31 protein-coding genes and 1 pseudogene are annotated in these 24,084 nt (G+C 69.6%); 19 read left to right on the top strand and 13 right to left on the bottom strand.

Annotated elements, in window-relative coordinates; translation table 11 throughout:
- The first annotated feature begins 127 nt into the window (after nt 1-127).
- Both EDD90_RS57420 and EDD90_RS19400 read left to right on the top strand, forming a co-directional pair.
- A complete protein-coding gene (locus EDD90_RS57420; protein ID WP_123974233.1) occupies nt 128-358 on the top strand; it encodes a hypothetical protein in 231 nt (76 codons plus the stop codon).
- 9 nt (nt 359-367) lie between these two features.
- Complete coding sequence (locus tag EDD90_RS19400) at nt 368-706, top strand: DUF952 domain-containing protein (protein ID WP_123974232.1); 339 nt, start codon at nt 368-370, stop codon at nt 704-706.
- Here EDD90_RS19400 and EDD90_RS19395 read toward each other — a convergent pair.
- From EDD90_RS19395 to EDD90_RS19370, 6 genes are all read right to left on the bottom strand, one after another.
- Nucleotides 666-1,439, bottom strand: coding sequence for a VOC family protein (locus tag EDD90_RS19395; protein WP_123974231.1), 774 nt, complete (start codon nt 1,437-1,439; stop codon nt 666-668). The genes EDD90_RS19400 and EDD90_RS19395 overlap by 41 nt on opposite strands.
- An 18-nt stretch (nt 1,440-1,457) precedes the next feature.
- On the bottom strand, nt 1,458-1,877 hold the full coding sequence (locus EDD90_RS19390; RefSeq protein ID WP_123974230.1) for a VOC family protein: 420 nt from the start codon (nt 1,875-1,877) through the stop codon (nt 1,458-1,460).
- A 37-nt stretch (nt 1,878-1,914) separates the two neighbouring features.
- Nucleotides 1,915-2,412: a Clp protease N-terminal domain-containing protein gene (locus EDD90_RS19385; protein ID WP_123974229.1), complete on the bottom strand. Its 498-nt coding sequence runs from the start codon at nt 2,410-2,412 to the stop codon at nt 1,915-1,917.
- Nucleotides 2,393-3,712, bottom strand: coding sequence for a caspase domain-containing protein (locus EDD90_RS19380; protein WP_123974228.1), 1,320 nt, complete (start codon nt 3,710-3,712; stop codon nt 2,393-2,395). Before EDD90_RS19380 ends, EDD90_RS19385 begins: the two co-directional genes overlap by 20 nt.
- 1 nt (nt 3,713) lies before the next feature.
- Complete coding sequence (locus EDD90_RS19375) at nt 3,714-4,082, bottom strand: effector-associated constant component EACC1 (protein ID WP_123974227.1); 369 nt, start codon at nt 4,080-4,082, stop codon at nt 3,714-3,716.
- A 147-nt stretch (nt 4,083-4,229) separates the two neighbouring features.
- Nucleotides 4,230-4,628: a helix-turn-helix transcriptional regulator gene (locus EDD90_RS19370; RefSeq protein WP_123974226.1), complete on the bottom strand. Its 399-nt coding sequence runs from the start codon at nt 4,626-4,628 to the stop codon at nt 4,230-4,232.
- Nucleotides 4,629-4,734: 106 nt separating this feature from the next.
- On the opposite strand from EDD90_RS19370, the gene EDD90_RS19365 reads away from it, so the two are divergent.
- The 9 genes from EDD90_RS19365 (at nt 4,735) to EDD90_RS19325 (ending at nt 11,023) form a co-directional block, all read left to right on the top strand.
- A complete protein-coding gene (locus EDD90_RS19365) occupies nt 4,735-5,889 on the top strand; it encodes an inorganic phosphate transporter (RefSeq protein WP_123974225.1) in 1,155 nt (384 codons plus the stop codon).
- Nucleotides 5,890-5,903: 14 nt separating this feature from the next.
- A complete protein-coding gene (locus tag EDD90_RS19360) occupies nt 5,904-6,134 on the top strand; it encodes a hypothetical protein (protein WP_123974224.1) in 231 nt (76 codons plus the stop codon).
- Between the two features lie 40 nt (nt 6,135-6,174).
- On the top strand, nt 6,175-7,089 hold the full coding sequence (gene ppk2, locus EDD90_RS19355) for a polyphosphate kinase 2 (RefSeq protein ID WP_123974223.1): 915 nt from the start codon (nt 6,175-6,177) through the stop codon (nt 7,087-7,089).
- Nucleotides 7,090-7,207: 118 nt separating this feature from the next.
- Nucleotides 7,208-7,762: a GNAT family N-acetyltransferase gene (locus tag EDD90_RS19350; RefSeq protein ID WP_123974222.1), complete on the top strand. Its 555-nt coding sequence runs from the start codon at nt 7,208-7,210 to the stop codon at nt 7,760-7,762.
- Nucleotides 7,763-8,016: 254 nt separating this feature from the next.
- Nucleotides 8,017-8,994, top strand: a complete 978-nt coding sequence (locus EDD90_RS19345; RefSeq protein ID WP_123974221.1) for a magnesium transporter CorA family protein — start codon at nt 8,017-8,019, stop codon at nt 8,992-8,994.
- A 195-nt stretch (nt 8,995-9,189) separates the two neighbouring features.
- On the top strand, nt 9,190-9,720 hold the full coding sequence (locus EDD90_RS19340) for a DUF5994 family protein (protein WP_123974220.1): 531 nt from the start codon (nt 9,190-9,192) through the stop codon (nt 9,718-9,720).
- 7 nt (nt 9,721-9,727) lie between these two features.
- Nucleotides 9,728-9,937: a hypothetical protein gene (locus tag EDD90_RS19335; RefSeq protein ID WP_123974219.1), complete on the top strand. Its 210-nt coding sequence runs from the start codon at nt 9,728-9,730 to the stop codon at nt 9,935-9,937.
- A gap of 43 nt (nt 9,938-9,980) precedes the next feature.
- Nucleotides 9,981-10,253: a hypothetical protein gene (locus EDD90_RS19330; RefSeq protein WP_123974218.1), complete on the top strand. Its 273-nt coding sequence runs from the start codon at nt 9,981-9,983 to the stop codon at nt 10,251-10,253.
- Nucleotides 10,254-10,537: 284 nt separating this feature from the next.
- Nucleotides 10,538-11,023, top strand: coding sequence for a DUF5994 family protein (locus EDD90_RS19325; RefSeq protein WP_123974217.1), 486 nt, complete (start codon nt 10,538-10,540; stop codon nt 11,021-11,023).
- A 37-nt stretch (nt 11,024-11,060) separates the two neighbouring features.
- Here the strand turns inward: EDD90_RS19325 and EDD90_RS19320 are convergent, their stop codons facing one another.
- A complete protein-coding gene (locus EDD90_RS19320; RefSeq protein ID WP_260327941.1) occupies nt 11,061-12,686 on the bottom strand; it encodes a GNAT family N-acetyltransferase in 1,626 nt (541 codons plus the stop codon).
- Nucleotides 12,687-12,774: 88 nt separating this feature from the next.
- On the opposite strand from EDD90_RS19320, the gene EDD90_RS19315 reads away from it, so the two are divergent.
- Both EDD90_RS19315 and EDD90_RS55545 read left to right on the top strand, forming a co-directional pair.
- Nucleotides 12,775-13,380: a DUF5994 family protein gene (locus EDD90_RS19315; protein WP_123974215.1), complete on the top strand. Its 606-nt coding sequence runs from the start codon at nt 12,775-12,777 to the stop codon at nt 13,378-13,380.
- 5 nt (nt 13,381-13,385) lie between these two features.
- A complete protein-coding gene (locus EDD90_RS55545; protein ID WP_185149153.1) occupies nt 13,386-13,553 on the top strand; it encodes a hypothetical protein in 168 nt (55 codons plus the stop codon).
- 14 nt (nt 13,554-13,567) lie between these two features.
- Here EDD90_RS55545 and EDD90_RS19310 read toward each other — a convergent pair whose 3' ends face one another.
- A complete protein-coding gene (locus EDD90_RS19310; RefSeq protein WP_123974214.1) occupies nt 13,568-14,809 on the bottom strand; it encodes a PP2C family protein-serine/threonine phosphatase in 1,242 nt (413 codons plus the stop codon).
- 244 nt (nt 14,810-15,053) lie between these two features.
- Here EDD90_RS19310 and EDD90_RS58590 point away from each other — a divergent pair.
- A pseudogene (locus EDD90_RS58590) lies at nt 15,054-15,588 on the top strand (site-specific integrase); the annotation flags it as partial.
- A gap of 7 nt (nt 15,589-15,595) precedes the next feature.
- Here EDD90_RS58590 and sodN read toward each other — a convergent pair.
- Nucleotides 15,596-15,991, bottom strand: coding sequence for a superoxide dismutase, Ni (gene sodN, locus EDD90_RS19300; RefSeq protein WP_055634112.1), 396 nt, complete (start codon nt 15,989-15,991; stop codon nt 15,596-15,598).
- 145 nt (nt 15,992-16,136) lie between these two features.
- Here sodN and sodX point away from each other — a divergent pair, with 145 nt between their 5' ends.
- Nucleotides 16,137-16,583 (top strand): nickel-type superoxide dismutase maturation protease, encoded by a 447-nt coding sequence (gene sodX / locus EDD90_RS19295; protein ID WP_123981384.1) that lies wholly within the window; start codon nt 16,137-16,139, stop codon nt 16,581-16,583.
- Here the strand turns inward: sodX and EDD90_RS19290 are convergent.
- Nucleotides 16,475-17,116, bottom strand: a complete 642-nt coding sequence (locus EDD90_RS19290; RefSeq protein WP_123974213.1) for an ABATE domain-containing protein — start codon at nt 17,114-17,116, stop codon at nt 16,475-16,477. The two genes, sodX and EDD90_RS19290, sit on opposite strands and share 109 nt — an antisense overlap.
- Nucleotides 17,117-17,216: 100 nt before the next feature.
- On the opposite strand from EDD90_RS19290, the gene EDD90_RS19285 reads away from it, so the two are divergent.
- From EDD90_RS19285 to EDD90_RS19275, 3 genes are all read left to right on the top strand, one after another.
- Complete coding sequence (locus EDD90_RS19285) at nt 17,217-17,987, top strand: trans-aconitate 2-methyltransferase (RefSeq protein ID WP_123974212.1); 771 nt, start codon at nt 17,217-17,219, stop codon at nt 17,985-17,987.
- A gap of 146 nt (nt 17,988-18,133) precedes the next feature.
- Nucleotides 18,134-18,622, top strand: a complete 489-nt coding sequence (locus tag EDD90_RS19280; RefSeq protein ID WP_123974211.1) for a SigE family RNA polymerase sigma factor — start codon at nt 18,134-18,136, stop codon at nt 18,620-18,622.
- On the top strand, nt 18,619-19,347 hold the full coding sequence (locus EDD90_RS19275; protein ID WP_123974210.1) for a hypothetical protein: 729 nt from the start codon (nt 18,619-18,621) through the stop codon (nt 19,345-19,347). The genes EDD90_RS19280 and EDD90_RS19275 overlap by 4 nt, the downstream gene beginning before the upstream one ends.
- A 77-nt stretch (nt 19,348-19,424) precedes the next feature.
- Here the strand turns inward: EDD90_RS19275 and EDD90_RS19270 are convergent, their stop codons facing one another.
- Genes EDD90_RS19270 through EDD90_RS19260 form a run of 3 tightly spaced genes read right to left on the bottom strand, consistent with a single transcriptional unit; the run spans nt 19,425 to nt 22,162 of the window.
- Nucleotides 19,425-20,225 (bottom strand): amino acid ABC transporter ATP-binding protein, encoded by an 801-nt coding sequence (locus tag EDD90_RS19270; RefSeq protein ID WP_123974209.1) that lies wholly within the window; start codon nt 20,223-20,225, stop codon nt 19,425-19,427.
- A complete protein-coding gene (locus EDD90_RS19265; protein WP_123974208.1) occupies nt 20,222-21,151 on the bottom strand; it encodes an amino acid ABC transporter permease in 930 nt (309 codons plus the stop codon). Before EDD90_RS19265 ends, EDD90_RS19270 begins: the two co-directional genes overlap by 4 nt.
- 48 nt (nt 21,152-21,199) lie before the next feature.
- On the bottom strand, nt 21,200-22,162 hold the full coding sequence (locus tag EDD90_RS19260) for an ABC transporter substrate-binding protein (protein ID WP_123974207.1): 963 nt from the start codon (nt 22,160-22,162) through the stop codon (nt 21,200-21,202).
- 584 nt (nt 22,163-22,746) lie between these two features.
- Here EDD90_RS19260 and EDD90_RS19255 point away from each other — a divergent pair.
- Entirely contained in the window at nt 22,747-23,979 is a 1,233-nt protein-coding gene (locus EDD90_RS19255) for an NADP-dependent malic enzyme (RefSeq protein WP_123974206.1), read from the top strand.
- The last annotated feature ends 105 nt before the right edge of the window (nt 23,980-24,084 follow it).

Genomic DNA, 24,084 nt, shown 5'->3' with positions numbered 1-24,084 from the left:
GGCCCCCTGGGGGCTCCGGTCCGAAGGGTCCCGCACATCCCCACGGTGTGCGGGGCCCGCCGCTTCCGCCCCTCCCGCGGGCAGCGGGCAGCGGGCGCCACGCACCGCCCGGGCCTACGCTGGGGACATGGACAGCCAGCGCCGTCAGACCTGTCCGGTCTGCGGGCAGCCCGTCGAGAGCGTGGTGCGGCGGCACAAGACGCTGGGCGCCTGGGTTCCGGTGTGGGGGCCCGGGCCCTGCCGCAACCCCGACTGCGCCGAGTGCACCGGGCCGTCGCGTGGGCAGGAGCGGCGGTCGCCGCCTCCACCCGGAGCCGACGCGCATCATCCCGAGCCCCGTGCCCGGCCGACGCCGTAGCGTGACCGTATGACCGAACTCCCGAACATCCTGCACATCACCGAGCGCTCCCTGTGGGAGGAGGCCCGCGCGCGGGGCGGCTACGAGATCTCCACCCGCGGCCGCACCCTCCAGGAGGAGGGCTTCATCCACTGTTCCACCCGCGACCAACTCCCGCGCATCGCCGCCTTCCTGTACGGCTCCTACGACGGGCCCGACGAGCTGGTGGTCCTGGTCGTGGACCCGGCCCGGGTCGGCGTGCCGGTGAAGTGGGAGGCGCCGGAGCCGGGCGGCGAGGAGTTCCCGCACGTGTACGGGCCGATCCCGGTCACGGCCGTGGTGGATGTGGAGCCGTGGCCCCGGGCGTGACGGCCGGCAGACCGCCCGTCTCCGGGTCCCGGCCGGTCAGGCAGTAGACACCGCCCGCCGGGTCGCGCAGCACGCTCCAGTGCCGGCCGTCGGTCAGGTGCACGGCACCGAGCTCCTCGTGCCGGGCCCGGGTCGCCGCGATGTCCGCGCAGGCCAGGTCGAGATGGGCGGCGGCGGGCCGTTCGTCGTCGAGCCGCTGGAGCAGGACCCGGACGGGCAGGCCGGCCGGCGGCCTCAGCACCCGGAACTCCGGCAGCGAACCGGTCAGCAGATCCCAGCCGGTCAGCTCCGCCCAGAACGCGGTCTCCGCGTCGTACGCGGACGGCGGGATGTCGAGGCTGACCTGGTCCAGCCTGCTGCCGGCCACCACCGGTGGCCGTACCGACTCGCCGTGCCAGGTCACCGCGCAGAACAACTGCCCGGCGGGCGACCGCAGTACGGCCCACCCCTCGTGCTCGGCGACCGGCGCGGCGCCGAGTTCCCGGGCCCGCTCCACCAGGCCCGGCACGTCCTCGACGCAGAGATCCAGGTGGGCTCCGCCGGGGCCCGCCCCGACGCCCTGGAGTTTGACGCAGGCGTCCGCGCCGGCGGCGGGCAACAGGGTCACGAACTCCTCGTGTTCACCGCGGGGTGCGGAGAGCCGGGTGCCGGTGACGGCCGTCCAGAAGTCCCGGGCGGCGGCGAGGTGCGCGGCGGGGCGGTCGGCGAAGGCGTACGTCCAGCGGATGGTCATACGGTGATCGTAAGTGCGCTACCTGGCGTCCCGGCGCTCCGTGAAACGCAGCAGGTTCCCCGCCGGATCCCGGAACGCGCAGTCCCGCACGCCCCAGTGCTGGTCCATCGGCTCCTGGATCACATCACCGCCGTACTCCCGCACCCGCTCGTACAACGCGTCGCAGTCGGTGGTGGAGAAGATGACCCCGCGCAGCATGCCCTTGGCGAGCAGCTCGGCCATGGCCTGGCGGTCGGCGGGGGAGGCGTCCGGGTTGGCACCGGGCGGCTCCAGCACGATCTCCACGCCCGGCTGCTGCGGCGACCCGACGGTCACCCATCGCATCCCCTCGAACTCCACGTCGTTGTGGACCTCCAGACCGAGGACGTCACGGTAGAAGGCCAGCGCCTTGTCGTGGTCGTCGACGGCGATGAAACACTGCGCGAGTTTTACGTCCATGGGGTCAGGCTAGGAGCAAACGGGCCGCCGTGCCCGGTCAGCTCATGGCCCAGACATAGGGGTCGTGGGCCGGGGCCGTGGCCGGGTCCCGGGACCCGGAGTCCGCAGGGGTGGGAGCCGGCGATCCCGTGGCCGGCCGCAGTACCCGCCCCGGGGCGACCCGGTGGGCCGCGACGACGTCCATGACCAGGGTGTTCCCGGCGGACAACAGGGCGAGCAGGACATGGAACGGCTCCACGGTCCGGTCGCCGAACCGGTCCGCCTCCCGGGGCGCCAGCTCGAACACCGCGACGGTCTCGCCCGTCAGCGGCAGGTGATCGCCCGGCGCCACGGTTCCCCTGCCGAGCGCGCCGATCACCCCGCCGCGCAGCGCCTCGGCGGGTGCGCCCAGCATCCGTACGGTGTCCTCCTCGTCCAGTTCTAGCAGCGCCAGCAGGACATGCCCCGGCTCCACGTACCAGTGCCTGAGCCGCCGTGCCACGTCGCGGGCGGTCTCCACCACGCCCTGGGCCCGCTCACCGAACCTCTCGTACACCGCTCACCCCCGCCAGATCCTCCCGAGCCCGCCGGGTGTGCGGGTGGTCCGTCCCCAGCAGCCGCTCCCGCACCGCCACCACCTCACCGAGCAGCGCCTGCGCCTCCTCCCGGCCACCCGTGAACGCCAGGTTCCGGGCCAGCAGATGGCGGGTCCGCAGCGTGTGCGGATGTTCCCCGCCCAGCACCCGCTCCCGGTCCGCGAGCAGCAGCCGGAGCAGGCCGGCCGCCTCCTCCCGGTGCCCCGCCTCGCCGAGGTTGACGGCGAGGAACTGCCGGGTGCGCAGGGTGTCCTCGTGGTCGGGGCCGAGCAGCCGCAGCTGGTCGGCGAGGAGCCGGCGCAGCAGGTCCGCCGCCTGAGCCGGACTGCCCGCGCCGCCCAGGCTGTGCGCGTGGGACTGGCGGCCGCGCAAAGTGTCCTGGTGTTCGGCGCCCAGGATCCTGGTCTGTTCGGCGACGGTCTTTTGGAGCTGTTCGGCGGCCCCGGCCCAGTCTCCGGCCTTGCCCTGTTCGACGGCGGCGCCGTGCCGTCGGCGCAGTTCGGGTCCCGCGGTCGCGGCGAACGCGCGGTTGACGCCGAGGGCGATGGAAGCGGCGGTGCCGGCGCCCCGGTTGAGCGGGGTGGGCAGGCCCTCGGCGGCCATGATGGCGCGCAGCCGGCGGTAGAGGTCGTCGACCGTGAACAACTCGGGGCCGCCGACCACCCCTTCGCGCAGCAGCCGTATCAACCGGCCGGAGAACGCCGTGTGTTCCTCGTCCGGGAGGGCGAGGGCGACCTGGTCGCGCTGGGCCGAGGTCAGGACATAGGTGCCCGCCACCGCCAGCTGCTCGATCCGGCCGACGGCGCCGCCGCCGAGCGGGTCGCCGACCGCCCGGCCGGAGAAGCAGCAGTCGAGGATCACCACCTTGGTCTCGGCGGGGGAGTCGAGGACGGCGTCGCGGAGCTTGTCGTACTCCAGGGAGTTGAACTCGGGCGCCTCCCAGCGACTGTCCGGCAGGCCCAGGTACAGGGTGTGGCGGCGGCCGGCGACCAGGCCGTGACCGGCGTAGTGGACCAGCAGGAGGTCCTCGGCCCCGGCGACGGCCGAGCGCAGCCGGTCGCCGACCGTGCGCAGGTCGCCGTCGTCGAGGAGGACCGTGCAATGGCTCTCGGGGACGAGCCCGTGGTGCGGCTCGGTGAGCAGCCCGGCGAGATCGGTGACGGTCTTCTCGACGACCGGCACATCGGGCAGGGCCGGGTCGGAGTAGCGGCTCGCGCCGATCAGCACGACCCGGGAGCGGAGGGGGTCGGGAAGGCGCACGTCACGCCTGCGGATCCTGGTGCCGGTCCAGGGCCTGGCGCAGCAGCTCCGCCATGTCCTCGCGGCTGACCCGCTTGGCGTCGATCTCGATCGCGGGGCCGTTCTCGCGACTGACGCTGAGCTTGACGTCGCTGCGGCGCGGCTGGGTGATCCAGGCGCGCAGGCAGGAGGCGAGCACGGTGAGCGGGCCGCCCGCGCCCAGCAGGACGGACACCGTGTCCAGCGGGACGCCCAACTGGCCCGCGGCCGGGGCGCCCCCGGTCAGCCGGACCCTGCCGGAGAGCTCGGGCTCGCCGGTGAGCCAGTCGGTCAGGGACTCGGCGTCCATGACCGGGTCGGGGCTCAGGACACAGATGAACGCGGTTGCCACGGCTCCCCCGGATGTGTGCAAAGGCCTGGTCGTCCACACGCCTTGTCGGGCAACGGAGTTGATGATGACGCCCAGTGTACGGCCGGGGAGCGGGGAGTGACCTGGGCCGGTGCGGCACGCACCGCTTCCCGACTGTTTCCCGGACGGTCAGTACGGCCGGCGGCGCGGGCGGGTGAACGTGCGGGCCACGCAGGACGGGATCACCGTGCTCTCCTCGTGGTCCCGCGCCCGGTAGGCGCTCGGTGTCTCCCCGACCAGTTCGGTGAAGCGCGAGCTGAAGGACCCCAGCGACGTACAGCCGACGGCCATGCACACCTCCGTCACCGTCAGGTCGCCCCTCCTGAGCAACGCCTTGGCCCGTTCGACCCGCCGGGTCATGAGGTAGCTGTACGGCGTCTCGCCGAAGGCCTTGCGGAAGCTGCGCTGGAAATGGCCGGGGGACATGAGGGCGGTACGGGCGATCTCGGCCATGTCGAGCGGCTCGGCGTACTCGCGGTCCATCCGGTCGCGGGCCCGGCGCAGCCGTCTCAGGTCCTCCAGGGTCATCGCACCAGGATGGCATGCACATTGTGCACACGGACCGGGTTTGTTCTTGTGCGTTCGTTTCCCTCCAGTTCTCGCGCAATTGGCGCATCCTTGTTTGCATAAAGGAATGGACCACATCACGTTCCTCGTGGCGGTCGTGATCGTCACTGCACTCGCTTTCGACTTCACCAACGGATTTCACGACACGGCGAACGCGATGGCCACGTCCATCGCAACCGGTGCGCTCAAGCCGAAGACAGCTGTTCTGATCAGTGGTGTGCTGAACCTGGTCGGAGCCTTCCTCTCCACGGAGGTCGCCAAGACGATCTCCGGCGGCATTGTGAACGACGCCAAGGTGAGTCCGGCGATGATCTTCGCGGGGCTCGTGGGTGCGATTCTGTGGAACCTGGTGACCTGGCTGGTCGGACTTCCCTCCAGTTCCTCGCACGCCCTGTTCGGCGGGCTGATCGGCGCGGTCTGGGTCGGGGCCGGCTCCGGTGCGGTGAACTTCGACAAGGTCGTCGAGAAGATCATCATCCCGGCCTTCGCCTCGCCGGTCGTGGCGGGCGTCGCCGCCCTGATCGCCACCTACGCCGCCTACAAGCTCACCACCCGGGGCCGCGCGGACTCCGTGACCAAGGGCTTCCGGCTCGGCCAGATCGGCTCCGCCTCGCTGGTCTCGCTCGCCCACGGCACCAACGACGCCCAGAAGACCATGGGCATCATCACCCTGACCCTGATCTCCGTCGGCGCGCTCCCGGACGGGGCAGGACCGCCGGTCTGGGTGATCCTCTGCGCCGGTCTCGCCATCGCCCTCGGCACCTACATCGGCGGCTGGCGGATCATCCGCACCATGGGCAAGGGCCTCACCGAGATCCAGTCCCCGCAGGGCTTCGCGGCCGAGACCGCCTCCACGGCCGTCATCCTGACCTCCGCCCACATGGGCTTCGCCCTGTCCACCACGCAGGTCGCCTCCGGCTCCATCCTCGGCGCGGGCCTCGGCCGGAAGCTCGCGGAGGTCCGCTGGGGCGTCGCGGGCCGCATGGTGGCCGCCTGGCTGATCACCCTGCCGTGCGCCGCGCTGGTAGGCGGCATCTCCGCGGCCGCGGTCAAGCACGGCGGCAACTTCGGCACGATCGTCGTCGCGCTGGTCGGCGCCGCGCTCGCGGCGGGCATCGTCCTGCTGTCGCGCCGCAACCCGATCCACGCCGACAACGTGAACGACCACCACGAGGTCGCCATCCGCACCACGCCCCCGTCCCACGTCGACACCGCCGCCTGAGTGAGGGAGTTCCCATGACCATCGACTGGACCGCACTCGGCCAGGTCACCGCTGTGAGCATCGGAGTTACAGTCGCAGTGGTGGTCGTTTTCGCCTTCGGTGTCCTCGGCCTCGCACGCTACGAAGGAGCCAAGGAACAGGGCAGCACCAGCACCGTCGGCGCCGCCCAGGCAGGGCTGTGCTTCCTCGCCTGCGTGGCGGTGGTGGCCTACGGCATCTACCTGATCGTTCCGCAGTTCCACTGACCCCGAAACCCCGAACCCATGAGCCGCTGAGGAGGACTGGATGACGACGCCGGACCTGCTGTCCGACCTGGCCGACCTGGCCCATCTGAAGGTCGACTACAGCGACCCCGACGACCCCGTACTCATCCGCCCGGACGGATCCCCGATCGACACCTGGCGGGAGAACTACCCGTACGCGACCCGCATGGAGCGCAAGGAGTACGAGTGGCACAAGCGGCTGCAGCAGATCGAACTGCTGAAGCTGCAGAACTGGATCAAGGAGACGGGACGCCGGATCGTCATCGTCTTCGAGGGACGCGACGCGGCCGGGAAGGGCGGCACGATCAAGCGCTTCACGGAGCACCTGAACCCGCGTGGCGCCCGGGTCGTGGCGCTGGAGAAGCCCACGGAACGCGAGAGCGGCCAGTGGTACTTCCAGCGCTACGTCGAACACCTCCCCACCGCCGGTGAGATCGTGATGTTCGACCGCTCCTGGTACAACCGGGCCGGCGTCGAGCGGGTCATGGGCTTCTGCTCGGACGACCAGTACCGGCGCTTCATGCGCCAGGCGCCGCTGTTCGAGCGGATGCTGGTGGACGACGGGGTGGACCTGGTGAAGTTCTGGTTCTCGGTCTCGCAGAGCGAGCAGCGGACCCGCTTCACCATCCGCCAGGTCGACCCGGTACGGCAGTGGAAGCTCAGCCCGATGGACCTGGCCTCGCTGGACCGCTGGGACGACTACACGGCGGCGAAGGTCGCGATGTTCCGCGAGACGGACACCGAGTACGCACCCTGGACCGTGGTCAAGAGCAACGACAAGAAGCGCGCCCGCGTCGAGGCGATGCGCAGCGTCCTGGCCCGCTTCGACTACGCCGACAAGGACGAGGAGGTCGTCGGCAGCCCCGACCCGCGGGTCGTGGGCGCGGCGGCCGGCCTGCTGGAGGTCGGCGAGGACGACCACGACGGCCGGCACTGACCGGCACCACACTCCAGAGGCCGCCCGGACGACCGGTCGGCCTCTGCGCCTTTCGGAACGCGATGGACGTGATCGACTCGGTGGACACGCCTCGGCGCGATCGACGAGTATCTGCAGCATGATCAGGGCCGCCACCGAGAACGACGTCGCCGCGATCCGCGCGATGATCCGCGAACTCGCCGAGTACGAACGGGCCGTCGAGCAGGCCCGGGCCACCGAGGAGCAGCTCCGCGAGGCGCTGTTCGGCATCCACCCGGCGGCCTACGCGCTGATCGCCGAGGACGACACCACGGGCGAGGTCGTGGGCTACGCCCTGTGGTACCCGCGCTTCTCCACCTGGACCGGAACCCGGGGCATGCACCTGGAGGACCTCTACGTACGCCCGCACGCCCGCGGCGGCGGCCACGGCAGGACCCTGCTCGCCGCCCTCGCCGCGCTCTGCCTGCGCAGCGGCTATGAGCGCTTCGAGTGGTGGGTGCTGGCCTGGAACGAACCGGCGATCGGTCTGTACGAGTCCCTCGGCGCGGAGTTCCTGGACGAGTGGCGGATCTGCCGCCTGACCGGTGAACCACTCAAGTCCCTGGCGTCCCAGGCTCCGGACGCCGCACACCAGCCGTTCGGATCAACCGAACCCGGACCGTCGGCAAGCCGGGGTCCGGGTGCGGTCGGGTAAGGCTTTCGCAACTCGAACAGTCGCGGTTCAGGCCTTCTTGGTCTCCTTGTAGTGGGCTGGGCCGGTGACCTGCTGACTGCGTGCGGACTGCTGTCCCGCTCGCGGGACCGTTGGGGCGCCGAATCGTCTCGTTGCGGTACTGGCCGGAGAGCATGTGCGCGGGTGCGTCCGCTGTCCGGTGATGTCGGGAGCCTGCCACGCTGGCGATCGGGGCGAAGCGGCATGATCGGGGCGCAAGACACTAGCCTCGGGCCATGGTGACGCGTACCCGGCTGTATCGCGAAGGCACTCTCGCCCTGGAGGACTTTCCCGCCAGTGACGTCTCCGCGTATCTCGCCGATCCGGCGTCGGTCCTGTGGCTGGACCTGTACCGGCCCGGGACCGCCGAATTCACCATGCTCGGCCAGGAGTTCGGCATCCACGAACTTGCTCTGGAGGACGCCGCACAGCGTGGGCAGCGGCCGAAACTCGACCGCTATCGCACCCACGAGTTCCTCAGCGCCTATTCCGTCACCGTCAGTCCGGACGATGCGGAACTGTCGTACAGCGAGATCGCCGTATTCCTCACCGGTCAGGCCATGATCACCGTCCGCAAGGATGACGGCTTCGACATCGAGAACGTCGTCAGCCGCTGGGACGAGAGCCCGGACCTGGCCGGCCACGGTGTCGGATTCCTGCTGCACGGCCTGCTCGACCATCTCGTGGACGGCCACTTCGCCGCGGTCCAGCAACTGGACGACGGCATCGAGGAGTTGGAGGGTCTGCTCTTCGTGGCCGGGCGCCGTGAGATCGAAGCCGTGCAACGCCGGGCTTTCGCGCTGCGCAAATCGCTCGTCCAGTTGCGCCGCGTCGTGCTCCCGATGCGGGAGGTGGTCAACACCCTCATGCGCCCCGGCCTGCACGTGATCACCACCCCTCTCGTCCCGTATTACCAGGACGTCTACGACCACGTGCTGCGTGCCACCGAATGGACGGAATCACTGCGGGACCTGGTGGCCTCGGTCATGGAGACGAACCTCTCGGTCCAGGCCAACACCATGAACCTGATCATGAAGAAGGTGACGAGCTGGGCCGCGATCTTCGCCGTACCCACCGCGATCACCGGCTACTACGGCCAGAACCTCCCCTATCCCGGGTTCGGCCGCGAGTCGGGATTCATCACCTCCGCTGCCGTCATCGTGGTCCTGTCCGTCGTTCTTTATCTGACGTTCAAGCGCAAGGACTGGCTCTGACAGGGGGCGCCTCGGGCATTCGGGAGCAGGTCCTGAAGGCAGGGAAATACCAGGTCATCCGCGACCTCTTGGATCAGCGGGCGGAGTAGTGTGAAAGCACCGGGAGTTCTTCGCGCACCGGCTCCGCTGCGGGTGCCGTTTCCGGTGATCGACAACACCGGGTCGCATCCATGAGCCCGGGGATCGGTTCGCGGCATGCCCGTGACCATTGACCGTACGACATCGAGCAGGCCCGCGCCGCCGGCCCGGCTGTCCCTGACCCCCGGGCCGGGCGGGCTGGACGGCATGTGGTGGCCTCGCTCCCGTGCCCTCACCCGCGAGCTGCCACTCCTGACGGAGGCATTGGGCGACGTCTGGGGCCGCATCACAGGAATCACGGTGAACCCGGCCTACTGGACTGTCATCCCGCGTCGGGTGTCCGTCACCGGGCGCACCGTGCAGGTGGGCTGGTCCACCGAGGAGCAGGATCCGCACAGGGTCACCCTTTTCACCGCGGATGGTCGTCGGGACGTGCTGGTGATTCCGCCGGAATCCGGTGCGGAAGCCGCCGCACAGCTGATGGCCGGCGCCGACATCGATGCCCCGGCCCTGGAGGGAGCAGCAGAAAGGATCGATGCCCGAAGCAGGGAAGAAGCGTGGGAGACCGATGGCGGAGCACGTCCGCCGTCGTCCCTGTCCCGGCCCATGGGTTCGACAGGGCGTCTGCCCGCCCGCCGGCGGAGGTGAGAGGACCATGACTCTCATCGCCGTGGCGGTGTTGCTCGTCGTGATCGCCCTCGGAGTCGTTCTCATCCACCGGCTCAACGCACAGCACAGCGAACGGATCGCTGCCTTCCATTACAGCGATGCCCTGCCGGGGATCGGTCGCCGGCTCCGGAGGCATCGCCGACGGGCTGCGGACGGGACCGCCGACACGCCCAACGGCGACAGCGACCGCGGATGACATCGACTCGGGCCCGACCAGGGGAGGTGGAAGAAGGCACGTCATGGCGATATTGCGAGACCGGAAGACGTACCGCGAGAGGATCATGCAGGCTCTGTACCAAGCCGCCGAAGGCAATCGCCTCCTGGGTGTCGATGGGGCGAAGCTCCGTACCGACCTCGGCATCCCCGAGCAGGACATGGCCGCTGCCTGTACGTATCTGGCGGGCGAAGGCTGGGTCGTCGTGGACTGGGGGAGGGGCAACACGCCCGCGATGATCACGCTGACGCACCAGGGGATCCGGCAGATGGAGACAGATGAGGAAGGGCGTGGCTGAGTCGCCGCGTCGCCTTCTCGGACCGGAGTGAACCTTCGCAAGGATGGTTCATGCCGGATTAATCCCTTTGGCGTAATGTAGGAATCAGGTCGGCGCACGCTCACGTGCAATGACCTGGAAGGGCGGCTCCGGCGGGTATACGCCGGAGCCGTTGCCTGTTTCCGTAACCGCGCCCTGCGGCGGAGCGCTCGCGCGAGCGTCGGGCGGAGTACGGTGAGGCAACAGGGGCGAATCGCGGTCGCACGCTCTGCGGTCGCACTGCTCTCTGCGGACGGACGGACACCATGGCCGACTCAGACACCCCCGACCTCCCCAGGCTCCTGCCGGACGCCGTCCACCGGTCGGTGAAACCCGGCACGGTGCTGCTGCGGCTGGAGACGACGCACTCACGCGAGGGAATCCTGGACGGTGCATGGTGGCCCCGGTCCCGGGACATCGGTGCCGAACTCCCCTCGCTGATCTCCGCGTTGACCGAGCACCTCGGGCCTGTCACCCACGTCGGTCTGGACGGCAGCGCCTGGGACGGACTGCCGACCCGGGTGATGGCCGACGGCCGGGTCGTCCACATCGATTCCTTCCCGGTCGGTGACGACACCGTCCTCATCACCCGGGGCGACCGGGACCATTTCTCCCTGATGCTGATCCCTCCGGACACGTCGCCCGACGCGGCACGCGCCGCGATGGCCAGGGCAGTACGGGCCGACAACGTCACCGAGGCCACACAGATCCTCATCGATACGGGCAGCGACACGCCTCCTATGCCGACCTGACACGTCCGTCGCAGATCGACCCCCATCGGCCTGGACGCTAGATGCGGGCGAACTTCTCCGTCTGCTGTGCGAATTCCTGGGCCATGGCGGCGCTGACCGTGGGCTTGGTGTCACTGACCGTGTCCAGGTAGTCGTCCGTGGTGGGCGCGGTCCGGGTTCCGGTGTCGAAGGTGCGCTCGAACTGGGCCTGGGAGACGGTTCGCGCCGCGTGGGCGATGTCGGCGGGGGTGAATCCCTCGCTGGCGGACGCCAGTACCGCGCTGTCGGCCCGTGCGCCCGCCCGGGCCAGGTAGCTCTCCCACAGCGCGGTCCTGGCGGTGTGGTCGGGAGGGCCGATCGGCAGCACGTAGTCGAAGCGACCGTGCCGCAGGAACGCGGAGTCCAGCGTGGTCACGTTGTTCGTGGCGCAGACGAGCAGCCGTCCGTCCTGGCTTCGGAACCGGACGATCGCCTTGAGCAGTTCGTTGACGACGCCGACAGCGGTCGCGTCCGCGCCGCCGCGTTCGCCGGCGATCTCCTCGACCTCGTCGATGAAGACCAGGACGTGGTCGAGCCGGGCGATCTCGTCGAAGCGCCGGTTCAGCCCGGTCGCCAGGCCGTACTCGGCGGCCAGACGGGCGGGGAACAGTTCGAGGAAGGGCCATCCCAGGCGGCTGGCGATCGCGTGCGCGAACGTGCTCTTGCCGGTCCCGGGCGGGCCGAACAGCATCACCGCCCGCGGCAGTTCCACTCCGTGCTGGGCGGCCAGTTCGGGATGGGCCAGCGGCAGGACCAGGCGCCGCTCGATGAGCTGCTTCTCCCGTTGCATGCCCGCGACCTTCTGCCACAGTCCCCCCGGCGGCAGCTCCGCTCCGAGCGAGGACAGCGTGCCGGCCGACTGCGGAGTCACCGGCCCGCGCTTCTCGAAGAAGACCAGCCCGGGGCGGGCGCCGAAGTCGCAGTTGCGCAGAGCGGCGGCACCGGTCTCACCCTCGGGCAGGACGGCGTGCACCGCCCGGACGCCGGCGGCGAAGAGCCGTTGCTCAAGGGCGGTGATCAGGGCACTGCCCAGCCCGCGCTGCCGCCAGCCGGACGCCATGCAGATGCGCAGGATCCATGCCTGTTCGCCCTCCACCCTGCTCACCGTGGCGCCGATCAGCGCGTCGTCTGCCGTGGCCACCACAGCGGGGTGGCCGGCCTGGAGAGCCGTCACGGCGTCCGAGAGCGGGAAGAGCGGCGGCTCCTCGGTCGTGCCGCTCTCCATGTCGACTCGGATCAGGGCTTCGAGATCGTCCTGGGTGTAGTCCCTGACCCGCCAACCCGTCATGATCAGCTCCGCGTGTTCGGCCGTACTCCCATCATCGGCCGATGCCCCAGGGGCGCGCGCGACAGACGTCCGCCACGAGTCAGCCCTGGTGGCACGGATCGCTCGCTCGCACGACCACCGCGGTACGCGGTGATGGTGGTCCGTCTCCGACAGCGTCTCGTCGAGCGTGTGCCGGCCGACGACCTTCCGCAGGGTGGTCTGGGCGGTCCGGTTGATCGCCGCATCGACGTTCTCGACGGCGACGACCGACTTCACGGCGTCGACGACCCGGAAGTGGGCGACCGCCGACACATCCACGCTCACGTTGTCAGTCCGCCGGACCTCGACGAGGAGTACCCTGGTGATTACCGAGAGCATCTCGTACACCGGCTTCCACGCTGACGTCGTTCTCGGCGATTCACGACAACCGGGTCGGCCGTGACCGGCCCGGGGTTGGGTCCGCATCATGACCGCGACCATTCTGTTGACGCCCGCGGTCGAGGAGCGGACCCCTTCCTCGTCGCCGCCCCGACTCGTGCTGGCACCCGCCGGCACCGCTCCGGCCCTGATCGACGGTGCCTGGTGGCCCCGTTCCCGCGACCTGACGGCGGAGCTTCCGGCGCTCATCGAGGTCCTCGACCCGCTGTGGGGGCGGATCACCCAGGTGACGGTGAACCCCACGTTCTGGCCGGTCATCCCGCGAAGGGTGCCCGCCCACGGGCACGTGGTGCACGTCGGCTGGTTCGAGGCCGAGCAAGACCCGCACAAGTTGCTGCTGCTCTCCTACACCGTCGGCCGCTGGGACCTGCTGGTGATCCCACCGGAGACAGCGCCGGCCACCGCGGCCCGGCTGATGGCCACGGCCACCGACCCGGCGCGGAGCCTCACGGCGACCGGCCTGATCCATGAGGCCGAACGCTTCCGGGCCGCGGCGGAGGCAGCGGCCGACTCGGACTCGTTCCGGGAGGCGGTCTGGGACTCCGAAGGCGGCCATGACGCCCGCCACCCTGCCTCACGTACTTCTGACAGAACGGTCGTCGGCCCCGTGCCGACCCCGGCAGAAGGAGTGTGAGAGGCATGGACATCGTCGCGACGGTGGGCGTGCTCCTCGCGATGATCGCCTTGGGCGTGATCGTGATCCAGCTGTTCACCGCGAGCCACGATGACCGCATGGCGACCTTGACCTTCGGCCATGGCCGCCCCCGGCGGTGGCGGCCATGGCCGTGGCACCGTACGGAGAAGTGAACCCCCCAAGGAACTCACTCCAGGAGGGCGAGGTGGTCGGCGGCGCCCCCGCGCCATTCGATCAGGAAGAGGGTCGCGTCGTCGCTGGTGCGGCCGCCCCGTTGCTGCTTCAGAGCGTGGGAGAGTGCGCGCACCACCGCGCGTACTCCCTTCTCCGTGTGTTCGACGCGGTTGACCCAGTGGATGAGTTGCTCCTCGCCGAACTGCTCTTCACCGGCTTCGTGTTCCTCGATCAGGCCGTCGGTGAAGCACAGCACCCGGTCGCCGCGCTGGAGCATCTGCTCGCTGATCCGGGGCTCTTCACCGCCGAAGCCGACCGGCAAGGTGGTCGGGCCGGTCAGTTGCCGGACGACCTGGTGGTCGCGGATCAGCAGCGGTGCGGGGTGGCCCGCGTTGACCCACTGCAGGTGGCCCGTTGCGACGTTCAGACGCATCATCTGCGCGGTGACGAAGTGGTCGGGCCCGAACTGCTCCGCGATGGCCCGGTCCATGAACGCATAGATCTCGGACAGGCCGATGTCGGCCCGTCTGGCGTGCCGGTAGGCCCCGACGGCGACGGTCGCCATCGTGGCGGCGTCCAGACCGTGCCCCATCGCATCGACCATGGCCACGTGCAGGATGTCCTCGTTGAGGGCGTAGTCGAAGCTGTCGCCCGCGACGCTGTAGGCGGGCTCCAGGATTCCGGCCACCGCTGCCTGCGGGACGGACATCGCCAGCGGCGGCAGCAGGGACCACTGGATCTCCGCGGCCACGCTCATCGGTTCGCGGCGCCGGGCGAGGAAGAACTGGTCGGTGTAGCTGTGCTTGGTGACCAGCATGTCGGCGACCAGACCGGCGAGCCTGCGCAGTAGTCGCCGGTCGTCGTCATCGACGCTGTCCAGGGTGAGGCCCATCACTCCCACCTGGTCGCTGCCGTCCAGCAGCGGTAGGTACATCCGGACGCCGTCGGGCCGCGGCACCTCGACAGTGGTCGCCTGCAGGAAGGCGGTGCCGGCGGGAGAGTCACCGATCGGCTCGGGCTCGCCGACCGTCAGCCGCCGACCCGGCAGCGGCACCAGCACCAACTGGCCGTAGTCCTGCAGCAGGATCGAGACGTCGCGGCCACCGACCCTGGCAACCTCTTCCGCGATCAGCGGGGCGATCAGCTGCGGCGGCATCTCGTGTGCCCGGTCCAGCAGCACCCCCAGCAGCCGCTCACCGAACCCTTCGGAACGGTCCGTCATGCCGCTGTCCGGTCGCCGCTCACCTTGTGCCATGGCCGCGGCCTTGCGCCGGTGTCCTCAAAGTCCCGGTCCCCATGTCCCTGCCGGACTCGTACCGCAGATGCGGCGCCCGCCCGGACACGCTCGGGACCATCCGGCGGTCATAGCCGATCCGCTCGGCCCTCTCACGTGATCCGTACACAGGGCTCCTGACACGACCGTGATCAACCCTTCCAGGGTGACGCAGCGGACCAGCCCGAAGTGCCCATTACGTCAAACGTGGCATGTCATACGTGATCAGGAGTCGCTCATCGCCGGCGAGGCGGCCGCGCGCATCACCGACGACGCGCTCCGGCTGGTGCTGTTCAAGAGCCTGTCCGAGCAACTCGGCCCCGGCAGCGTGCGCAACATCTACGACGTCCTCGTACGCCTCATGACCGCAGATGCCGAGCACAAGGTCATCGCCTCCAGCCGGGGAGACCGGCCCGCCGAAGACCGCCAAGTCCCGGCGCACCGTGCCGGTCTGTGAGGTCGTCACGGATGTTCTCCTGACGCACCTCGCCGCCCTCCCCTCCAAGGAGCGGCTCTTCACGACGGAGATCGAGGCTGCCGAGCGCGAGGGCCCCAAGCCCGTCGAGCTGCCGCACATGGTGACCCACGACCTGCGTCACTTCTTCGCCTCCGCCCTCATCACGCTGCGGAGCTACGCCCACCCGTGGCCGGGCGAAGAAGACCGCACCCGGACCGCCATGGACGCCGTTCTCGGCGGCCTGCGGGCCGGGTGCGGACAGGGAGGCACTGCGACCGAAGTGACCGCAGGGCACAAGGTCTGATCGAGGATCAGGCCTTCTTGGTCTCCCAGAAGATCTTGTCGATCTCGGCGATGAGCTCCAGGGCCTTCTCGCCGGTCTTCGGGTCCGTGGACGCCTTGGCGGCGGACAGGGCCTTCAGGGTGTCGTTCACCAGGACGTGCAGCTGGGGGTACTTCTCGAAGTGCGGGGGCTTGAAGTAGTCGCTCCAGAGCACCGAGACGTGGTGCTTGGCGAGCTCGGCGCGCTGCTCCTTGATGACGGTGGCGCGCGCCTGGAAGTGCGGGTCGTCGTTGGCGGCCATCTTCTCCTGCACGGCCTTCACCGACTCCGCCTCGATGCGGGCCTGGGCCGGGTCGTACACACCGCAGGGCAGGTCGCAGTGCGCGCTGACCTTGACCTTGGGGGCAAACAGGCGGGAAAGCATGGAGCATTCCTTCCTCGTGATCGTCTTCTCAGGTGGGACATTACTCCCTGGGAAGCGTGATTTCGCGAGTGCCCCCATGGGCTTAGGACAAAAGTCCAGGGTCAGACTGAGACTGGTGGAGGAACGGACCGGGGAGGTGCCGGGGATGCCGGAGCTGTCGCAGGAGACCGAGCGGGGGAGGGGCGCCGCGCCCTTCGGGCTGGCCGAGGTGACCGGCCCGTCGATGGTGCCCACGCTGTACCAGGGGGATCAGCTCCTGGTGCGGTACGGGGCCCGGGTGAGGGCCGGTGACGTCGTCGTCCTGCGTCACCCGTTCCAGCAGGACCTGCTGGTCGTCAAGCGGGCCGTGGAGCCGCGCGAGGGCGGCTGGTGGGTGCTCGGGGACAACGCGTACGCGGGCGGGGACAGCACGGACTACGGGACCGTGCCGGAGGAACTGATCCTCGGGCGGGCCCTGTTCCGCTGGCGGCCGCGCGGGGCCGGTCAGCGTTCGCCGCTGGCGACGGTGCGCTGGGCGCTCTCGGCGGCGCGGCCGGTGCTGTCGTCGGACCGTTCGGGACGCTCCGCCTCCAGGCGTTTGCGGGCCCGGTAGGCGGCCACGTTGGCGCGGGTCGCGCAGCGGTCCGAGCAGTAGCGCCGGGAGCGGTTGGTGGATGTGTCGAGGTAGGCGTTGCGGCACGGTGCTGCCTCGCACAGGCCGAGCCGGTCGACGCCGTGCTCGGTGAGGTGGAAGGCCAGGCCCATCGCCGCGATCGCCGCGTAGCCCGCGGTGGCGTTGGAGGGGTGGTCGGCCAGGTGCATGTGCCACAGCGGGCGGCCGTCCTCGTCCCGGTGGTCGTGGCCGGAGATCTGCGGGCTGACCGGGAACTCCAGGAGGAGTGAGTTCAGCAGGTCGACCGCGAGGGTCTCCTCGCCCTTGTCGGCCGCCTCGAAGACCGCGCGCAGCCGGGCCCGTACCGAGCGGAAGCGCGTGACGTCGGCTTCGGTGGCGCGCCGGGCGGCCTGATGGTTGCCGCCGAAGAGGCTGCGGACGGCCTCGACCGAGGTCAGGGAGTCCTTGCCCCGGGCCGGTTCCTCGCTGTTGACGAGACGGACGGCGTAATCCGAGTAATAGGCCAGTTCCACTTGTAGTCCTTACCGGGGCGCTCTATGGTCGGTGGTGCGGTCGGGTAACAGCCGGTCGTGCTTCCAGGGTATTACGCGACAAGCGGTGTGGAGGGGTGTCATGGCGGACGCTACGACGACCGATGCCGGTGCCGACTGGGCTGCCTGGCAGGAGAGCTGGGACCGGCAGCAGGAGTGGTACATGCCGGACCGCGAGGAACGGTTCCGGATCATGCTCGACATGGTCGAGGCGCTCGTCGGTACGGCCCCGAGGGTCCTGGACCTCGCGTGCGGCACCGGCAGCATCACCGCCCGGCTGCTTGCCCGCTTCCCGGACGCGGTCAGCACCGGCGTCGACCTCGACCCGGCCCTGCTCGCCATCGCCGAGGGCACCTTCGCGGGCGACGACCGGGTCTCGTTCGTCACCGCCGACCTCAAGGACCCGCGGTGGGCGGCGGGGCTGCCGTACGACTCGTACGACGCCGTCCTGACCGCCACGGCCCTGCACTGGCTGCACAGCGAACCCCTCGCGGTCCTCTACGGTCAGGTCGCGGGACTCGTCCGCGACGGCGGTGTCTTCATGAACGCGGACCACATGATCGACGACAGCACGCCCCGGATCAATGCGGCGGAGCGGGCGCTGCGCCATCGCCATATGGATCAGGCCAAGGCGGCGGGCGCGCTGGACTGGGCGGAGTGGTGGCAGCTGGCGGCTCAGGACCCGGTGCTGGCCGGGCCGACGGCCCGCCGGTTCGAGATCTACGGCGAGCACTCGGACGGGGACATGCCTTCGGCGGCGTGGCACGCGCACACACTGCGGGAGAAGGGGTTCGGGGAGGCCCGGGCGGTGTGGTGCTCGCCCTCGGACACGCTGTTGCTCGCGCTCAAGTAGGGGCCCACGGCGCAAGAGGCGGTGCGAGAAAGCGAAGAAGGCGGTACGGAAAATTCGTACCGCCTCTTCCGCGTCCCCGCGCGCGGGTCACCGCACTGATACGGGTGAGACGGTCCGTCACCCGGTGGACCGGGGAAGGGGGAGGGATGACGCGGGGCGCGGAAGCGCAGCTGCACGCCTTCGTCGAGGGCCGGCGCACGGCGCTGTTCCGTAGTGCGTATCTGCTGTGCGGCAACCGCGACGAGGCGGAGGACCTCGTCCAGACGACGCTGGTCAGGGTCGTTCTCGGCGCGCGCAGACACGGGCGGCTGGAGAATCTAGACGCCTATGCGCGCAAGACGCTGGTCAACACCTTCATCTCGGCCCGCCGCCGCTTCTGGCGGCGCGAGCAGGCGTACGGCGAGCTGCCAGACGTACCGGGACAGGGCGTCGACAGCGACACCGGGGTGATGGTGCGGGCCGCTCTCGCCTCGCTCGCGCCCAAACAGCGGGCGGTGCTGGTGCTGCGCTACTGGGAGGACCTCAGTGTCGCCGCCACCGCCGAACTGCTCGGGATGCGGGAGAGCACGGTCAAGAGCCACACGGCCAGGGGGCTCGCGGCGCTGCGGGCCGCGGTGCAGGAGGAATTCGTATGAGCGAGAACGAGATGGTGCGGGAACTGCTCTGGAAGGCGGCGGGCGCGGTACCGGTGCCGGAGAGCCGGGGGAGCGAGTCGGTCTTCGCGCGGGCCGCGCGGCTGCGCCTGCGCCGGCGGGCGGGGGTGACCGGGGTGGCCGCGGCGGCCGTCGCGGCGGCGGTCGTGCTCGGATCAGGGGCGCTGTCGGGCGGGCAGGGGCAGAGCCCGGCCGCCTCGCCGGCCGCCGAGCTGACGGGGTTCGGGAAGCTGCTGCCCGCGGGTGTCGGGAAAGTGCGTCAGGTGTCGCTGGGGCAGCTCCTCAAGGGGACCAAGAAGCCGCTCGGGGGCAAGAAGGTCGGGCCCTACGACGGGGACTATGCCGTCTCCCGGGACGGCGGCACCGGATTCGTCACCGTGTACACGGCGAAGCACGTGAAGAATCCCGAACCGGATCCGTGCGGCATGCCCCACGAGACGCCCCGCAAGGAGCAGTGCACCCGCGAGACGGTGTCCGGCGGCGCGGTGCTGACCATCTGGCGCTGGCCGGCGCAGAAGGCGGTCCAGCCCGCGTACAGCGGGCCCGAACTGCATGCCACGCTGCTGCTGAGGAACGGCACCCTGCTGAGCGTCCGGGACTGGACGGGCTTCGCGGGGCAGGGGTCGCTCGGCCCGGTCATGAAGAATTACCCGCTCACCCGGGCGCAACTGCGTGAACTGGTGCTCAAGTCCGATCTGTTGCCGTGACGGCACGCGGTGCGGCAATGCGGAAGGGGCGGTACGGGATCCTCGTACCGCCCCTTCCACGTCGTACTGCTCCGCCGCTAGAGCACCTTGGACAGGAACGACTTCGTCCGGTCGTGCTGCGGGTTGGTCAGGACGTCGCGCGGGTGGCCGGACTCGACCACCACGCCGTCGTCCATGAAGACCAGGCTGTCGCCGACCTCGCGGGCGAAGCCCATCTCGTGGGTCACGACGATCATCGTCATGCCGTCCTCGGCCAGGTCCCGCATCACGTCCAGGACCTCACCGACCAGCTCCGGGTCGAGCGCGGACGTCGGCTCGTCGAAGAGCATCAGCTTCGGCTGCATGGCGAGCGCGCGGGCGATCGCGACGCGCTGCTGCTGGCCGCCGGAGAGCTGTGCCGGATAGTGCCCGGTGCGGTCGCCGAGGCCGACCCGGTCGAGGAGGCGCTCCGCGCGCTCCCGGGCCACCGCCTTGGTCTCGCGCTTGACCTGGACCGGCGCCTCCATGACGTTCTCCAGGGCCGTCATGTGCGGGAAGAGGTTGAAGCGCTGGAACACCATGCCGATGTCCCGCCGCTGCGCTGCCACCTCCTTCTCCTTCAGCTCGTAGAGCTTGTCGCCGTGCTGGCGGTAGCCGACCAGCTGGCCGTCGACGTACAGGCGGCCGGCGCTGATCTTCTCCAGGTGGTTGATGCACCGCAGGAACGTGCTCTTGCCGGAACCGGAGGGGCCGATCAGGCAGAACACCTCGCGCGGGAGTACCTCCAGGTCGATGCCCTTGAGGATGTGCGCCAGGCCGAACGACTTGTGCACGCCCTCGGCCTTGACCATGGGGGCGCCGCTGCTGGGCGGGGTGATGTCCTTGGCGAGACCGCTCATCGGGCCACCTCCGGGCGACGGAACGAAGCCCACTGAGACAGGTTCTTCCGCAGGCGCTGCAACGGTGTCGGCGGGAGGCTGCGCGAGGAGCCGCGGGCGTAACGGCGCTCGATGTAGTACTGGACGATGCTGAAGACCGTGGTCAGCATCAGGTACCAGATGGACGCCACGAAGTACATCTCGACCACCGCGAGCGAGGTGCTGGAGATGTCCGTGGCCCGCTTGATCAGCTCGTTGAACTGGACCACGTACGCCAGCGACGAGGTCTTCAGCATGTTGATGAACTCGTTGCCGGTCGGCGGCACGATGACGCGCATCGCCTGCGGCAGGATCACCCGGCGCAGCGTCTTGCCCTGCGTCATGCCGAGTGCGTGCGAGGCCTCCGTCTGGCCCTCGTCCACCGACTGGATGCCGGCCCGGACGATCTCCGACATGTACGCGGCCTCGTTCAGGCCGAGGCCCAGCAGCGCCGCCAGGAACGGCGTCATCACCTGGTTCATCTCGTCCTTGTAGAACCCCAGGTTGAGGATGGGGAAGACGAGCGCGATGTTGTACCAGAGCAGCAGCTGGACCAGGACCGGGGTGCCCCGGAAGAACCAGACGTAGAACCAGGCCACCGTGCTGGTGACCGGGTTCGACGACATCCGCATGATCGCCAGGATCACACCCAGGACCAGGCCGAGCGCCATGGCGAGCACCGAGATGTACAGCGTGTGCCAGGCGCCCGACAGGATGGTCCCGTCGGTGATGTAGTCCGGGATGATGCTGTAGTTGATCTTCGCGTTGGAGAACGCGATGCCGATCAGCACCAGGATGGCGATGACCACCGCGGCGGCCACCCAGCGGCCGTAGTGGCGGACCGGGATGGCCTTGATCTGCTCCGGCGGCACCGACGGCGCCGGAGTCTTGTCGACCGTGTCAGTCACAGTGACAGCCCTTCATGCCCTTTATGTCTTCAGTCGTGCCCGGGCTGTTCAGGAGCCGCCGTTGGTCTTCGCCTCGGTGACCGCGCCCTGCGAGACGTTCCACTTCTCCAGGATCTTCTGGTAGTCGCCGTTCTTGATGATGGCGGCCACCGCGGCCTGGATCGCGTCACGCAGCTGGGTGTTCTCCTTGCTGACCGCGATGCCGTACGGGCCGGCCTCGATCTGGTCGCCGACGACCTCGAAGTCCTTGCCGCCGCCGGAGGTCTTGGCGTTGTAGGCGGCCACCGGGAAGTCGTTCAGGTCGGCGACGGAGGCGCCCTGCTTCAGACGGAGCAGCGCCTCGGGGTCGGTGTCGAAGGTCTGCAGCGTGATGGCCTTCTTGCCGTCCTTCGTACACTTCGTGCTCTGCGCCTTGGCGATGCCCTCGGACGTGGTGCCCTTCTGCAGGGCCACGACCTGGCCGCACAGGTCGTCCAGGGACTTGACGCCCTTCGGGTTGCCCTTCTGGACCAGGATCGAGGTACCGGCGGTGAAGTAGTCGACGAAGTCGACGCCGTTGCCGACCTTCTTGCCGGTGTCGGAGTCGATGCCGTTCTGGCGGTCCTTCGTGTCGTTCATCGCCGACATGATCGCGTTGAAGCGGTTGGCCTGCAGACCCACGATGAGCTGGTCGAACTTGCCGTTCTGGAAGTCGAACGTCACGCCCAGCTGCTTGCCCAGCGCGGCCGCGATGTCCGGGTCGACACCGACGGCCTTGCCGTTCTCCATGTACTCGACCGGCGGGTAGGCGATGTCCGAGCCGACCTTGATCACGCCGGCCTTGCGGATGTCCGCCGGCAGCTTGCTCGCCAGCGGGGCCGAGGAGGAGGCCGACGAAGAGCCGCTGCCGCTGCCCTTGTCCGTGTGGTCACCGCAGCCGGTGAGGATCAGGGTGCCTGCGACCGCGATCGCACCGAACGCAGCAATCCTGGAGCGCGAGGCGGTGGTACGACGGGTGGTGCTTGCGGTCATGGTGAGTTCCTCCGGCGGTGGGTTGAACAAGCCGATATACCGATGTGTCTGATATGTCGATGTGCCGATGGGTCGACGGAAACACACACCTTCGGGTGTCGCGACCTCGCGGGTTTACGGCATCCTGCCATTCGGATTGCTCCATTCAGACGTGCGACCATGTCAAAATCGGATAACGGGTGACCCCCGAGACCCGTCAGGTCGGTCCTTCCTCGGCCCGTCGTCCCCGCGCATCTGCGGGAATCTGACCTTCCGGCCGGAAGATCTTCGGTTCATCCCCGGTTCATCTCGCGGTGCGGCCGGGTGGCGTTCGTCCGCCATCTGCGCGCTCATCTGTCGGTTGTCTACGACATCCGTGATGTGACCTTGCACCTATTCGACTCGTCGTGGGTGCCGTCGGTCCGGTAAGAAGGTTCTTTACACCCCTCATCCGGGGCTCAGGGCGCGTGTGCGGCGCGCCCGTCGCGCAGGTGCTCGTACGTGCCACTCGTACGTATCAGTGATCGGGCCCTGCGCGGTGCCCGCCCACCCCCTCACCGGGAGTGGCCGACCCTCAAACCATGCATACCTAAGGGGTAAGACAAGTGGCAGCGGAGATCGTCAATCCTCGCAGCGACAGCGCGTCGGGCAGTTCGGACCAGGAAGGCGGGGCCGAGCCCCTCGATTCCTTCGATCCGGCGTTCGCGCTGCACCGCGGCGGCAAGATGGCCGTGCAGGCCACCGTGCCGCTCCGTGACAAGGACGACCTTTCCCTCGCGTACACGCCCGGAGTCGCGCGCGTGTGCACCGCGATCGCGGAACAGCCCGAGCTGGTCAACGACTACACATGGAAGTCGTCCGTCGTCGCCGTCGTCACCGACGGCACGGCCGTGCTCGGCCTCGGGGACATCGGTCCCGAGGCCTCCCTCCCCGTGATGGAGGGCAAGGCGATCCTCTTCAAGCAGTTCGGCGGCGTGGACGCGGTCCCGATCGCCCTGGCCTGCACCGATGTCGACGAGATCGTGGAGACCGTCGTCCGGCTCGCCCCCTCCTTCGGCGGGGTCAACCTGGAGGACATCTCGGCACCGCGGTGCTTCGAGATCGAGCGCAAGCTCCAGGAGCGGCTCGACATCCCGGTCTTCCACGACGACCAGCACGGTACGGCCGTGGTGACGCTGGCGGCGCTGCGGAACGCCGCGCGGCTCAGCCGACGCGAGATCGGTCAGCTGCGGGCGGTGATCTCGGGCGCCGGTGCGGCCGGGGTCGCCATCGCCAAGATGCTGGTCGAGGCCGGCATCGGGGACGTCGCCCTCGCCGACCGCAAGGGCATCATCTCGGCCGACCGCGACGACCTCACCGAGGTCAAGCGCCAGGTCGCCGGGTTCACCAACAAGGCCGGACTCAAGGGCACCCTGGAGGACGCGCTGGCCGGCGCGGACGTCTTCATCGGCGTCTCCGGCGGTACGGTCGCGGAGGAGGCCGTCGCCTCCATGGCGGAGGGGTCCTTCGTCTTCGCCATGGCCAACCCGAACCCCGAGGTGCACCCCGACGTCGCCCACAAGTACGCGGCGGTCGTGGCCACCGGGCGGTCGGACTTCCCGAACCAGATCAACAACGTGCTGGCGTTCCCCGGCATCTTCGCCGGTGCCCTCCAGGTCCGGGCCTCCCGGATCACCGAGGGGATGAAGATCGCGGCGGCGGAGGCGCTGGCGGCGGTCGTCGGCGACGATCTGGCCGCCGACTATGTCATCCCGTCTCCTTTCGACGAGCGGGTTGCTCCTGCCGTGACCGCGGCGGTGGCCGCGGCCGCGCGGGCCGAGGGTGTTGCCCGGCGCTAACTCGAATGGCCCCGTCCTGCTTGGGCGGGGCCATTTCTTTGCCCGCCCGCCCACCCGATCGGGTGCTTACGAGGTGACCGTCCCCCTGGGAGCTCCGCCCCCGGA

The organism is Streptomyces sp. Ag109_O5-1 (assembly GCF_003814875.1).
GTDB lineage: Bacteria > Actinomycetota > Actinomycetes > Streptomycetales > Streptomycetaceae > Streptomyces > Streptomyces sasae.
The sequence above is the reverse complement of the archived record's forward strand: the minus strand, read 5'-3'. Positions and strand labels throughout refer to the sequence as shown.